7 protein-coding genes are annotated in these 14698 nt (G+C 39.2%); all 7 read left to right on the top strand.

Annotated elements, in window-relative coordinates:
* Positions 1-265 precede the first annotated feature (265 nt).
* The 7 genes from recN (at position 266) to VF06_RS14480 (ending at position 14692) form a co-directional block, all read left to right on the top strand.
* On the top strand, positions 266-2014 hold the full coding sequence (gene recN, locus VF06_RS14510) for a DNA repair protein RecN (protein ID WP_099070390.1): 1749 nt from the start codon (positions 266-268) through the stop codon (positions 2012-2014).
* A gap of 281 nt (positions 2015-2295) precedes the next feature.
* Positions 2296-3537, top strand: coding sequence for a hypothetical protein (locus VF06_RS14505; protein WP_180267474.1), 1242 nt, complete (start codon positions 2296-2298; stop codon positions 3535-3537).
* Positions 3538-3901: 364 nt separating this feature from the next.
* The gene (locus VF06_RS14500) at positions 3902-8566 is read left to right on the top strand and encodes a response regulator (protein ID WP_099070388.1); all 4665 of its coding nucleotides are present in this window, start codon (positions 3902-3904) and stop codon (positions 8564-8566) included.
* A 131-nt stretch (positions 8567-8697) separates the two neighbouring features.
* On the top strand, positions 8698-9354 hold the full coding sequence (locus VF06_RS14495; RefSeq protein ID WP_099070391.1) for a hypothetical protein: 657 nt from the start codon (positions 8698-8700) through the stop codon (positions 9352-9354).
* 217 nt (positions 9355-9571) lie between these two features.
* Positions 9572-11767 carry an OmpA family protein gene (locus VF06_RS14490; protein ID WP_099070387.1) on the top strand — a complete coding sequence of 732 codons (2196 nt, stop codon included), beginning with the start codon at positions 9572-9574 and terminating at the stop codon, positions 11765-11767.
* Between the two features lie 29 nt (positions 11768-11796).
* On the top strand, positions 11797-12321 hold the full coding sequence (locus VF06_RS14485; protein WP_099070386.1) for a Rab family GTPase: 525 nt from the start codon (positions 11797-11799) through the stop codon (positions 12319-12321).
* A 4-nt stretch (positions 12322-12325) separates the two neighbouring features.
* Entirely contained in the window at positions 12326-14692 is a 2367-nt protein-coding gene (locus tag VF06_RS14480; protein WP_099070385.1) for an ATP-binding protein, read from the top strand.
* Positions 14693-14698 lie beyond the last annotated feature (6 nt).

The following is a 14698-nucleotide window of genomic DNA, read 5'->3' as shown; positions in this document are numbered from 1 at the left end:
GCCCAATGCCCAATGCCCAATGCCCAATGCCCAATGCCCAATGCCCAATGCCCAATGCCCAATGCCCCATTCCCCAATAACTATTGCTTTGCTACACTAATATGGGCGTATTAATTTAATAGTAGTAGGTATTGCTGCCTTTCTCGGTGCTGAGTTAAAAGTGCCAAGTCTTGAAGTAAAGACATGCGCCCTTACTAACTAACTCCGAAATTTTCTTCTGACTCACGACTGGGCACTCAGCACAATGGAAGGAGACTTTGGCTAGATGTTGCTTTGCTTGCGAATTGAAAATTTTGCCCTGATTGACCAACTAGAATTAGAATTTGGCGCGGGACTCAATGTATTGACTGGTGAAACCGGCGCTGGAAAATCAATTATTTTAGATGCCATTGATGCTGCTTTGGGCGGTAAAGTCTCTAGTCGAGTGATTCGCACAGGGACGAGTCGGGCAATGGTAGAAGCTACTTTCACTTCCAACCCCCCCTTAGCTGCTTGGTTGACGGAACAGGAAATCGATTTGCTTGATGAAAATTGTGTAGTTATTAGCCGAGAAATCTCCGCCACGGCTAGTAACGTCCGCAGCCGATCGCGGGTGAATGGGGTGTTGGTAAATCGCCAGGTAATGGTAGGATTGCGCGATCGCTTGGTGGAAATCACAGCCCAAGGTCAAACGGTGCAAGTAGGACAATCCGCCCAAGTCCGGGACTGGTTGGATTTGTATGGGGGTGACTCGCTGATGCAGCAACGCCAAAAGGTCGCCAATAGCTTTAATGCTTACCAACAAGCACATCTAGCACTAGAAAAACGCCGGACATCAGAACGGGAACGTTTGCAACAACTCGATTTGCTTACCTATCAAGTGCAAGAATTAGGAGCAGCAAATCTTAGCGAAGCGAATGAATTGGAACAGCTAGCGCAAGAACGGGAACGCCTGAATCATGTTGTTGATTTGCAACAAATGAGCTACAAAATTTATCAGGCTTTGTATCAAAACGACGATGAAACTCCCGCCGCCGCAGATTTATTGGGAGACAGCGAAGCCACATTAAATGACATGGTGGAATACGACACCCAGCTGCAACCTTTGTTGGAATTAGTCAGGGATGCCCAAGCTGCGGTGATGGAAGTGGGAAGGCAGATTAATGCTTATGGCGATAGTTTAGAAGCCGATCCCCAGCGATTGGAAGAAGTGGAAGAACGGGTTCGGGAATTAAAGCAAATTTGTCGCAAGTATGGGCCGACGTTAACAGAAGCCATCGCTTATTATCAGCGTATCCAAGCAGAATTAGCCCTACTTAACGACAGCGAACAATCGATTGAAAGTTTAGAACAACAAGAAAAGGCGTGTTTGGAAAAACTCACCGAAACCAGCCATCGATTAACTCAACTGCGTAGCAAGGCCGCAGCTAATTTAGAATCGCGTTTGATATCGGAACTTAAACCTTTAGCAATGGAAAAGGTGAAATTTCAAGTTGAAATTTTGCCGACTTTCCCAACTGCAATGGGAGCAGATAAAATTACCTTTATGTTTAGCCCCAACCCCGGAGAACCACTGCAACCATTAACAGAAATTGCCTCTGGTGGGGAAATGAGCCGCTTTTTATTGGCTTTGAAAGCTTGTTTTTCTCAAGTTGATGCCGCCGGGACAATGGTATTTGATGAAATTGATGTGGGGGTTTCTGGAAGAGTCGCCCAAGCGATCGCTGAAAAATTACACCAACTCAGCCAACGCAACCAAGTATTATGTGTTACCCACCAGCCCTTAGTGGCAGCAATGGCAGACCGCCATTTCCGGGTAGATAAGCAAACTATTAATCAAGACAAAGGTAAAAAAGCTAACAATGGTAGTGGGGAACAACGTACTGTTGTGCGAGTTACTGCCTTAGATAATTTAAGTACTCGCCGGGAAGAACTAGCACAATTAGCTGGTGGCAAATCAGCGAGTGATGCCATCGCTTTTGCCGAATCTTTGTTACTGCAAGCCGCTAATCACCGTCGTGGGGAGCAGATTTGATAAAATTTGAGATTTTAGATTTGGGATTTTGGATTGAAATATTCCAAACGTAGAATTGCAGAATGTTTCAAACCAAAAACTGACCAATTTTATATTTTATGGTAGTTCCCTATTGCCTCTTGCCCATTTATTTTTGCAAAAGTTCCGTAAACCTATCATGTGAAAATCGCTGTAATCAGCATATATTGTGGGCATCATAATCCAAGCAGAATAAACAAGCTAGCAGCCAGAAAATATTTTTGGCAGCTAGTTTTTCATTGATATAACTACAGTATCGGCTGATGGTAGATAGTTTTAGACGTTATCTCTTTATCCATCGATATAGTTTTACTAAGTATATTTTGGGTTACCTACAGATTCAATTGGGAGTCATATTCAGCGTGGGTATTTGTGCATTGTGTGAAGTTAAGTTACAAGCAGCCCAACTCCATGAAAACACTAAATCTCCCTCATCTTCCCCATTAAATACAAATCAGTATTACTTAGAACTTGCAAAACCTTTCCCTCATAGATTTTTGATTGCTGCACCCGAAAACTTCAATCCTGATTTGCGAGTACCGCCACCACGACCGAAGCCACCAGAGAATTCTAGCCCTCCAACACCTGCCACTGAACCAACAACACCAAATGCAGTTTTAGAAAGTATTGATACAGACTATCGCTACGACACAGATAACTTTGGGCAAACAAATTTATTCATCGAACCAACACTCCAATTTCGATTAAGAAATGGCAATAAAATCTTTTTGAAGACAGGTTTTGATTTCTTCGATCAACGCGGTGTAGAATCAGTGAGCAATTTTCCCTTGCAAATTGGATGGCAAGGAAAAATTGGACGAGTAACGCTACAAACAGCCGCAGGAGTTGATGTATTCGACCGTTTACCCGCAGCGATAAATCTCAATGCAAAGGTGGAAGTTCCGATTTTACCAGCGCGAGTTTCGCCAACAGGGCAATTGCGATCGCTATTAGTATTATCAGGTAATTTAGAACAAGGCCCTTATAAATCTAATGCCAGGACTTTACAAAATGAAATTACTGCTTGGCGATTTGGGCCTGATTTATTCTGGCAAATTGACCGCAATACCAGCTTATTTTCTTCTTTGCGTTTGGGTAACTACAACGATGGTAATTCTGAGGTACAAACTTTTAGTAGACTAGAGCGAAAATTGGGACAATTTTCTTTAGCAGCTAACTTATTTACTTGGAGTTACGATAACGATTTAGAACGCAGTAGCGGCTATTTTTCACCCCCAGATTTCCTAGTTTACAACGCCGAAGTGGCTTGGGAAGGTGATGTTACTAAATTCTTACGCTGTCGCCTAGCTGCTAATTTCGGACGACAGCGACTTAAAGGAGAATTTGATAATGCTAATACTTATCAAACACGCTGTACGGTGAAGCTATCACCCAATATTGAAGCAGACTTGGGCTATAGCTTCAGTAATGTCCGCAATCAAGATACAGGAGAAAGTGCTTACAACGGTAACTCTTTAACAGGACAGTTGCGTGTCAAATTTTAATTCAGAATTCAGAATTCAGAAGTCAGAAGTCAGAATTCAGAATTCAGAATTCAGAAGTCAGAAGTCAGAAGTCAGAATTCAGAAGTCAGAATTCAGAATGAATAAAATCAAGCGTGGTATGGATTTTTGGTTTTTTAATTTTATTCAAATCATAAAGCTTTAGTGTAAAAGTCTTTAAACTCCTAACTCCCAACTCCTAACTCCTAACTCCCAACTCCCAACTCCTAACTCCTAACTCCTAACTCCTAACTCCCAACTCCCAACTCCCAACTCCCAACTCCCAACTCCTAACTCCCAACTCCCAACTCCCAACTCCTAACTCCCAACTCCTGAATTCTGACTCCTGAGTTCTGACTCCTCAATGATGAAAGCACCATTACCTGACAACGAAACACAGCGACTTGAGTCTCTTTTACAGTATAAAATCCTTGATACTCCTGCGGAACCTGCTTTTGACGACCTGACTCGTCTGGCTTCATTTATTTGTGGAACTCCCATTGCTTTAATCAGTTTAATCGAACGCGATCGCCAGTGGTTCAAGTCAAAAGTTGGTTTGGATGCTCTAGAAACACCCAGAGATATCGCGTTCTGCGCCCATGCGATTCTGCAATCTGAGGTTTTTGTTGTCCCTGATGCCACAAAGGACGAAAGGTTCGTTAGCAACCCAGTAGTTACCTCGGAACCTCATGTGCGGTTTTATGCTGGCATTCCATTGACAAATCCCGAAGGATATGCTTTGGGAACACTTTGTGTCATTGACCATGTACCGAGAAATTTGTCTCCAGAACAAATTGAAGCATTACGAATGCTAGGGCGTCAGGTAATCAAGCAATTAGAAATGCGGCGCACTTTAGCAAGTTTGGTTTTGGCCAGCGATAAACGCAAACAAGTACAGAAGATACGCAAACAATTTTTAACAAAGATTGCCCAAGGATTTGCCTTAGCATTGGCTATTTTAATTTTGATTGCCAGCCTTTCATATCAAAGTACAGAAGTGTTGATGAATACGAGTAAAAATTTGTTCAACACTCAAATGACAATAAGCGTTTTGGAAGAACTGTTATCTAATATCAAGGATGCTGAAACGGGACAACGGGGATATATACTCACTGGAAATGAAGCGTATTTGGAACCATATCAAACCGCACTCGTTAAAGTTACTCCAGAAATTCAGCAGCTCAGAAAATTAGCAGCAAACGATCCTCGACAACTGAGTCAACTCGACACACTTCAACCTCTGATAGTGGCAAAACTCAACGAACTCAAAAAAACTATAGATTTGCGCCAAAATCGAGGATTGGATGCTGCATTGGAGGTAATTAAAACAGATCGGGGAAATAAATTGATGAATGATATTCGCAATATCATTCGTGAAATGGAAAACAAGGCGCAAAAACAGCTTCAGCAAAATTTAAAACTAACTCAAACCAGTGTCAGCAATACAATTTTGACGCAGACCATTGCTATTTGCCTAAGTTTTCTGATTCTGGCTATAGTCTACTACTTCATTTATCGTGAGGTAAAGGAGCGTAAATTCACCGAAGAGACACTAAACAAAGAACGCAACTTTATCTCAGCAGTTCTTGATACAGCTAGTGCTTTGGTGATAGTTCTCGATGCACAAGGGCAAATTGTTCGCTTCAATCAAGCTTGCGAGCAAACAACTGGTTATTCCTTTGATGAAGTCAGAGGTAGGTATTTCTGGAACCTGTTTCTACTACCAGAACAAGTAGAGCAGGTGAAGGCAGTTTTTGAACAACTGCGGACTGGTGAAGGCTCAAAAGAGTACGAAAGTTATTGGATTGTCAAAGATGGTAGTCGGCGGTTAATTACATGGACTAACACTATTTTGCAAGACTATGAGGGTCGCGTTGAATACATTGTTGCCACGGGTATTGATATTAGCGATGTCTACGACGAGCTTCGCTTACGCAAACGGGCAGAACAGCATCTCAAAGCCCAGTATGCTACAACCCGCGTCTTAGCAGAGTCTAACACCATCAACGAAGCTATGCACCAAATATTACAAGGAATCTGCGAAAGTTTAGAAGTAGCTGTAAGTGAAATTTGGATGGTCGATAGGCAAGCTAATGTACTGGCTTTTTTCGACAATTGGTATAAAACCTCATTAGAGATGCAGGAATTTGAAATCTTCAGTCGGCAGATTACCTTTGCTCCAGGAATTGGCTTGCCTGGTCGTGTTTGGGCTAGTGCTAAACCTGTTTGGATTACTGATGTTGCTGAAGATCGGAATTTTGTGCGGTTAAAAATCGCTGCCAAAGTCGGGTTACATGGAGCTTTTGGTTTTCCAATTCGTGACAGTAAAAAAATCCTTGGCGTGATTACTTGCTTTAGCCATGAAATCCAGCAGCCTGATTCCAACTTGGTAAAAGTCATGAATTCCATTGGCGAGCAAGTCGGACAATTTATTGAGCGCAAACAAGCAGAAGAAGAACTGCAACGTCAAAACTTGCGATCGCAATTATTCACTGAAATCACCCTGAAGATTCGCCAGTCTTTGCAAATTAAAGAAATTCTCCAAATCGCTGTTACAGAGGTACAAAAAATTATCCATAGCGATCGAGTCTTAATTTATCAGCCTTTGCCTGATGGATCTACAAGTACCATCGTCGAAGCTGTAGTTTCTGGCTGGCTGACAATCAAAGAGAAAAAGCTCACCGATACTTACTTTCGAGGAGAATATTTACAACAGTATTATCTACAACAATATCGTCAAAAACCGAATTTGGGGCTGGCAGATTTGGATCTGGGTGAAGTCCAAAAAAATCACATAGAATTACTCCAACAATTTGGAGTCAAATCTCATTTAGTTGTACCGATTCTTGTTAAAGAAGAACTTTGCGGTTTGCTGATTGTTCATCAGTGTGGTAGTTCTCGTCAATGGTCTAGTTTTGAAACTCATCTTTTACGGCAAATAGCTGACCAAGTAGGTATTGCCTTAGCCCAAGCTCAAATGTTAGATGCAGAAACTCAACAACGACAAGAACTTGAAGTTGCGCGACACGAAGCAGAATTAGCTTCTAAAACCAAAAGTGCTTTTTTAGCCAACATGAGCCACGAAATCCGTACTCCTATGAATGCTGTGTTGGGGATGACCGGTTTAATGTTAGAAACTCCCCTCAACCCAGAACAACGGGATTTTATGGAAACAATTCGCATTAGTGGAAATGCTTTGTTGAGCCTCATTAACGAAATTTTGGATTTGTCCAAACTGGAAGCTGGGGAGATGGTTTTAGAAACTTTAGATTTTAACTTGTCTACCTGTGTGGAAGAGGTGTTGGAATTATTGGCTCCCCCAGCCCATAAAAAGGGATTAGAAATTGCAGCTTTAATTTATCCCAACGTCCCCACTCATCTGCAAGGTGATGCTGGTCGTTTGCGGCAAATTTTGATGAATTTAATCAGCAACGCCATCAAATTTACCAGCAGTGGAGAGGTGATAGTCAAAGTAGAATTGCGATCGCTTTCCTTGAATACTGCCACCATTAATTTTGCCATTACAGACACCGGTCTTGGGATTAACTCTGAAGACCAATGCAAACTCTTTACCCCATTTACCCAAGTGGATGCTTCCACCACCCGCAAGTATGGCGGCACAGGTTTGGGATTAGCCATCTGCAAACAACTAGTGACTTTGATGGGAGGACAAATTGGCGTAGAAAGTTCGGTAGGCAAAGGATCTAAGTTTTGGTTTGAAATAACTTTCTCGAAGCAACTTCATCCCAGCTGTTCAATAGAGAGTCACACACTTCTAACTAATCGGCGGTTGTTAGTAGTCGATGATAATGCGACAAATCGCAAAATCATCCAATATCAAGCCACTCGTTGGGGAATGGTAGTAGATAGAGCGGCTTCAGCTAATATTGCCCTGAAAGCTATTGAACAAGCTGCTAAGCACAAAAGTTTGTATGACATTGTTGTGATTGACATGCAGATGCCAGAAATCGATGGCATGGCTTTGGGAGAGCGAATTAAAGCAGATCCGTCCTTCGCACATTTACCTTTGATTATGCTCACCTCTACTAATCAACGCGATGAAATTCAACGAGCGCTAAAAATCGGATTTGCCGCTTATTTGGTTAAACCTATTAAGCCGTCTCGACTTTTTGATGCGATGGTCAATGTTTTAGAAACAAAACAACAGGAGACAAAAAATCTATCCACTACATTCCCCACCCCAGAGCATCCCTCAATCCCTACATTCCCTTTCTCAATTTCTAAGTTTCCAAAATTAAGAATTCTCCTTGCAGAAGATAATTTAGTGAATCAGAAAGTAGCCTTAAAACAACTCCAAAGTCTTGGCTACAGCGCTGATGTTGCTGGGAATGGTCAAGAAGTTTTGCAATTATTAGAAAAAATTCCCTATGATTTAATTTTGATGGACTGCCAAATGCCAGTTCTTGATGGTTTAGAAACTACAAAAGAAATTCATCGTTGGCAAGAAAACAACTTTGCAAGCGGTCGTCGTCCTATAGTGATTGCGATGACAGCTAATGCCATGAAAGAAGACCAACAAATGTGTATAGACGCAGGCATGGATGATTATTTAAGCAAGCCAGTAATGAAGGAAAAATTAGCAGCGGCGTTAGACCGTTGGACAATGCTGATATTGCCAAAACCAACCGTTGTTCGCCAAGAGACAATTTCAACTACAGATGTTGGTTTAATTGAGCTACCAATTGATTGGGAACGCTTGCATCAACTTTCAGAAAATAACCCAGAATTTGAAACAGAATTACTGCAAATATTTGTGGAAGATATGCAAGCGCGGATAGAGGTTATTAAAATAGCGATCGCTGCTTTAGATTTTGAGCAACTTGCACTCCAAGCCCATCAAATTAAAGGTGCTAGTGCCAATATGGGAGTTACAACTATGCATCAGGCAGCAGAAAAACTAGAACAACTAGCTCATAACCAAGAACGTCGAGGCACTAATAACTTAATCTCAGATTTAGAAGAATTTGTTAAACGCATCCAAGAGTTTTTAGTAATTAGTTATGGGGCATAGGGCATGGAGCATAGGACATGGGGCATTAACAAATGACTAATGACTAATGACTAATGACTAATGACTAATGACTAATGACTAATGGGAATAATAAATTTAATATCCTAAAATTAGGTTCTGAGGTTTTCCTGATGAATCAGATGAGTAGAGACGATGTACGGGAACGGCTGGGCAATATCGATCAGATCCGCGATATTATTTTTGGCACACAGCTAAGAGACTACGAAAATAGATTTAGTAAGCTAGAGTCAGATATTTCTTTGTTGCAACAACAAACGCGATCGCATCTTGAGCAACTCAAGTCCAATTTTTCGGCTGAATTAAAAGCCGGCTTTGAAGCGTTAGATAAAAAGCTGAAGTCAGTCAACATCACAACTCAAGAAGAAACTCTTGATTTACGCCAACAAGTCGATCGACTCAATAAAAAGTTCTCTACCAGTGTTCAATCCCTGGATGAAACCTTAGATAGTCAAACCACATCAATTCGAGATGAAATCTTTCAAACTAAAGTTCAATTACAAGATGATGTTACCGCACTACGGGATCTAATTCTAGAAGAAATAGATCGTCGCTTTTCACAGTTGACAAACGCCAAAGTTTCTAAAGACGATATGGCTGAAACTTTGTTTGCCTTGGGAATGCGCCTCAAAGAAACTGAATTCATCCCTCAACTACGAGAAGCAGCCGATGAACGCAGCAACGATTATAGTGCTGTACCACTTCTAGAAACTACAAAGTTGTCAAAAGTGTTAACTCAGTCTAACAGTACGGCAGAATTACACTCTTAATCGCAGCAGGAGATGAGGAGGATGGGGGAAATGGAGGAGATGGGGAGTCTTAACTCCAAACTCCTACCTCAAAACTCCAAACTCCAAACTCCTACCTCCAAACTCCTACCTCAAAACTCCAAACTCCAAACTCCTAACTTCTAACTCCTAACTCCTAACTCCTAACTCCTAACTCCTAACTCCTAACTCAACACTTTTGAAGATGAGATTTACTGATATGACTCAGGTGGAAAATTCGATTTATCAATCTGTTGATTTAAAAGAGGAAGAAGTTCTACAGATTGACAACTTAATACATTTACTAATCGAACTCAAAATTATCGAATCACCTGAGCCATCTTGTTATTCACTACCATTAGAAAATAATAATGATGAGGTTTTGGTAGAAGAAATTAAATTATTACAACTTCCTTCAGTTCCATTAGAAGTATGTGAAGCTTATTTAGAGTCTAGGTTGAATTTTCTTAGCAATATACCTAGTTCATCCCCACTGGTTGAAGAAGATGTAGACAAATCTTGGGAAATATTTGTACCTTTTGAGGAAATTTCAGACAATTCAGAAGATGCATTCCAAAAATTACAGCGAATATTGGTTGGTCACCAATTAGCAGAAGTAGATAATTTCATCAACCAACTAGAAGAAAAACTAAAAAAATTAGAGTATCAAATTTATGAACCTCAAGAGTTAATAAATCTTTTATTACCATCGATTTCTGAGCTTTTAAAGCTAAAAATTGCCGAGTCAAAAGAGGAAATTATAGAAATAATGGCTCCTATTATCGATCGCACTATTCGTAGTCGTACTGAACAGGATAGAATTAGTATGAGCGAGGCGATCGCACCTGCTGTTCCTCTAGCAATTTCCCAACAAATTATTGTTGCACCACAGGAAGTTTCTGATGCGATCGCTCCGGCAATGGGACGAGCAATTAAAAAGCAAATTGAAATTGAACAAAATATTGTTGTCGATGCACTCTACCCAATTATTGGTAGTACCATCGCCAAATATATGGCAGAGACAATCCGGGCCATTAACCGACAAGTTGAAGAAACCCTCAGCGTTGAAGGAATTAAACGTAAAATTCGTGCCAAATTACAGGGAGTTTCTGAAGCAGAATTAATCCTTAAAGAAGCTGTATCATTTGGAATTCAAGCCATTTTCTTGATTCATAAAACATCTGGTTTAATTATCTCAAATATTCAGCGTTCTGATGCACAGCAGCTTGAAGCTGAAATGGTAGCAGGGATGCTGACTGCAATTCGCAGCTTTGCCAATGATTGCATCAATCAATCTGGAAGTGTCACCGAATTAGATGCAATCACATACGGTACATCCCAAATAATTTTAGAAGTTGCAGGATACTGCTATTTAGCTATTGTTATTCAAGGAGAACCAAACAAAAATTTTATTCATAAAATGCGGCAAAATTTCAGTAAAATTATTAAAAAATATGGCGGAGAATTAGAAAATTTTGACGGTGATTTAGATACAATTTCTAGTGAAGTCCATACACTTTTACAAGAAATTCAAGATTTAGATATTCAGCAGAAAAAGAAAAAAAATATTTTCTCACCTATAGTAATATTCGGTTTAACAGTTCTCAGCAGTATTTTCATTCCTTGGGGATTTTGGCAATATCATAGTGGAGTGATACGTTCTATTGAAAATCAAAGTTTATTAGCTCTAACTTCCGCTCCTGAATTAGCTGTATATCGATTAACCGTGCAGGTAGAACACAATAAATTAAAATTAACCGGACGATTACCTAATCAACTTCTTCGCCATAAAGCTGAAGAAATTGTTAAACTAACCTCTCCTAATTGGTTAATTGACAATCAAATTTTGTTAGTCGAAGTCCCAGCAGATCCCGTATTAGCTGCGGCTGAAGTTAAACGAGTCACAGCAGTTTTAAATCAAACAGAAGGTACAGCTATTTCTAGTCAATATATTACTGGTAAAGTATCTGTTGAAGGTACTGTTAACCGGATTGCAGATGCTCGAATTATCACTCGTGCATTTGAGCAAATTCCAGGCGTAAAATCTGTTTCTAGTGCAGTGCGAATAGAACCTTTACAGCTTGAAGTGCGATTTTACTTTCAACCCAATTCGGCAAGTCTGATGAAAGCTGATTTTGGACAAAAAGTCAAACAAGTAAAGTTTTTCCTCAATCAGCATCCAAATCAGCATTTAAAAATTATTGGTTATAGTTCCGATCGGAGTAATAAAAACACATCTGAAAAATTAGCACTTACACGAGCCAAAGCTGTACAACAAACATTAATTAAATTAGGTATTGAACCATCTCGTCTACAAGTTATTGGTAGAACAAATTTCCCACCAGGAATTGATGCAACTCATCCCTTATGGTTGAGTCGGTGTGTTGTTCTAGAACCAATAAACAAGCAGTTTTGAATTGATTTATATCCAACTTTTATTCAACAATGTCTACAATTTCTAAGAAAATCTGCTTATTTGGTGATTTTGGTGTTGGTAAAACAAGCCTGATTCGTCAATTTGTCGAATCTAAATTTAGTGATGAATATCTTTCCACTGTGGGAGTAAAAATTTCTCGTAAAATGCTTAATATGTCTCAAAAAAGCGTACATAATTTGGAAGAGTTACAGCTTTTAATTTGGGATATTGAAGGTAGTAACAAGTTTAAAGCAGTTGCTAAAAATTATTTTCAAGGTTCTAAAGGTGCTGTACTAGTTGGTGATGTAACACAACCTGAAACTCTCAATCATCTCCGAGAACATATTGAGACTTTTTTAGCTGTTAATCCTCAAAGCTATATTGTTGTTGCACTGAATAAATCAGATATGATAGCGGCAGAATATTTAGAGAGCATCCGTAAAATGTATCAATTCAGTAATGAAGCTAATATATTAGACACTTATATAACTTCAGCTAAAACTGGCAATAATGTTAATGAAATATTTCAAACTTTAGCTACTCATTTAATTTAGTCAAATGAACTTGATATCGTCAAATGTTTTATCTGTGTGTGGAATCGAATATTTAATAATTGATGATAGCTTAAAGATTATTAAAATATCTCTGGGATTAATTCATTTTGCCGATATTGCCGATGAAGTAAAACCAGGTGATGATGTTCGGATTTTGTTTCCAGAATTACAGGGACTTGAAGAGGTTTTTGATGCCATTCAACAAGGAGAACAAAATAGTTTTGAATTAAAAGGAATTAGGCGATCGCCAGATCAAACTTCTCCTTTATATATTGATATTTGTATTACTAAAAATATACACGAAGACAATTCAAGCAGTTCTTTAATCATTCTTGTGCAGAATGTCACAGAAAGGATGGTGCTTGAGCAATCTTTATTTCAAGGTGCAAATGAAGCAAATCTTTTGCTACGTAATTTAAAAGCTTCTAAACAATATATTGACCAAATTTTGACATCAATGCCAGATGCATTGTTGGTAACAACACTGTCAGGAAATATCAAAAAATTGAATCCAATAGCACAAGTTTTGCTGGAATACAACGAAGCCGAACTCATTGGTCAACCAATCACTAAAGTTCTGAATAAAGTCGCCAATATTGGAATTACTAATATATCTCAAAATCCAGATGTTAATCATTTAGGAAAGGAGCTAGAAACAGTTTGTTATACCAAAAGTGGTAAAACTATTCCTGTAGATTTTTCCTACTCAATCATTCAAACTGAAATTGAACATTTCCAAGGTTATGTTTACATTTTGCGAGATATGACTGAACGAAAACAGGCAGAACTCGCTAAACAGCAATTCTTAGCAATGATTAGTCATGAAGTTAGGACTCCGATTACATCTGTAACTGGGATGGCGAGTCTGTTGTTAGATAGTAAGTTGACTGATGAACAACAAGATTTTGTTAAAACTATTTACATAAGTGGAAATTCCTTACTCAAAATTATTAACGATTTTCTTGATTTTTCTAAAATCCAATCAGGCAATCTGGAACTAGAAGAGCAACCTTTTGTTTTAAGAAATTGCATTAATCAGGCTCTTAATTTACTTGCACCTAAAGCTCAAGAAAAAGGATTAAAACTCACATTTTTAGATGATCCTAGACTTCCTACTATGATTGTGGGAGATATTACTCGACTGCGCCAAGTCTTGATTAATTTAATCAGTAATGCAATTAAATTCACCAAAACTGGAAGCATAGAAGTTTCAGTTATAACCCGCAATTCCAGCGAAATTAGTCATTCTACCGCTGTAAATATTTGCGAAATTCAGTTTAGTATCAAAGATACAGGTATTGGAATTCCACGCGATCGCCTCGAACGTTTATTTAAAGCCTTCAGTCAAGTTAATTCCTCCATTACTAGAGAGTATGGTGGTACGGGATTAGGTCTTGCCATCTGCAAGCAACTATGCGAGTTAATGGGCGGCAGAATTTGGGTTGAAAGTCAGCTGGATGTAGGCAGTACATTTTATTTCACGATTACTGCTTCTGTGATTCGAGAGGAATCGGAAGTCAGAACTCACAATGGGCTACGTCCCAGTACCCTGACAGAATTTAGAAGTCACGGTTCAGGAATAGAAAATTACGAAAACAACTGTGATTTTTCTACTCCTGATTGTCCTAAATTAAGAATTCTCTTAACTGAAGACAATCTAGTTAATCAAAAAATTGCTTTGAAACAACTCAAAAACCTGGGCTACAGCGCCGATATTGCTAATAATGGAAAAGAAGCGTTAGAAGTTTTAGAAAAAATTCCTTATGATTTAATTTTGATGGATTGCCAAATGCCAATTCTTGACGGCTTAGAAACTACAAAAGAAATTCATCGTTGGCAAGAAAGTCAGTTTGCAAGTGGTCGTCGTCCTGTGGTAATTGCAATGACAGCTAATGCTATGAAAGAAGACAAACAAATGTGTTTAGATGCAGGTATGGATGACTATTTAACTAAGCCAGTCATGAAAGAAGATTTGGCAGCAATGCTAGAACATTGGGGAAGTATAGTTGTTAGAGTAAAACAAACAAATTTTAGTTTAGTTGACCTGCCGATTGATTGGGAACGCTTGCATCAACTTTCAGAAAATAACCCAGAATTTGAAACAGAATTACTGCAAATATTTGTGGAAGATATGCAAGCGCGGATAGAGGTTGTTAAAATGGCGATCGCTGCTTTGGATTTTGAGCAACTTGCACTCCAAGCCCATCAAATTAAAGGTGCTAGTGCCAATATGGGAGTTACAAATATGCATCAGGCAGCAGAAAAACTAGAACAACTAGCTCATAACCAAGAACGTCGAGGTAGTAATCAATTCATCTCAGAATTAGAAGAATTTGTTAAACGCATCCAAGAGTTTTTAATGACAAAATAGAAGCTT

This window comes from Nostoc linckia z4 (assembly GCF_002608075.1).
GTDB classification, from domain to species: Bacteria; Cyanobacteriota; Cyanobacteriia; order Cyanobacteriales; family Nostocaceae; genus Nostoc; species Nostoc linckia.
Note: the sequence above shows the minus strand (reverse complement) of the source record. Positions and strands in the feature narration are given on the sequence as shown.

Bases quoted from the DNA above. Each gene is read 5' to 3' on its own strand.
- recN (WP_099070390.1), top strand. From the start codon at position 266: ATGTTGCTTTGCTTGCGAATTGAAAATTTTGCCCTGATTGACCAACTA.
- VF06_RS14505 (WP_180267474.1), top strand. From the start codon at position 2,296: ATGGTAGATAGTTTTAGACGTTATCTCTTTATCCATCGATATAGTTTT.
- VF06_RS14500 (WP_099070388.1), top strand. From the start codon at position 3,902: ATGAAAGCACCATTACCTGACAACGAAACACAGCGACTTGAGTCTCTT.
- VF06_RS14495 (WP_099070391.1), top strand. From the start codon at position 8,698: ATGAATCAGATGAGTAGAGACGATGTACGGGAACGGCTGGGCAATATC.
- VF06_RS14490 (WP_099070387.1), top strand. From the start codon at position 9,572: ATGACTCAGGTGGAAAATTCGATTTATCAATCTGTTGATTTAAAAGAG.
- VF06_RS14485 (WP_099070386.1), top strand. From the start codon at position 11,797: ATGTCTACAATTTCTAAGAAAATCTGCTTATTTGGTGATTTTGGTGTT.
- VF06_RS14480 (WP_099070385.1), top strand. From the start codon at position 12,326: ATGAACTTGATATCGTCAAATGTTTTATCTGTGTGTGGAATCGAATAT.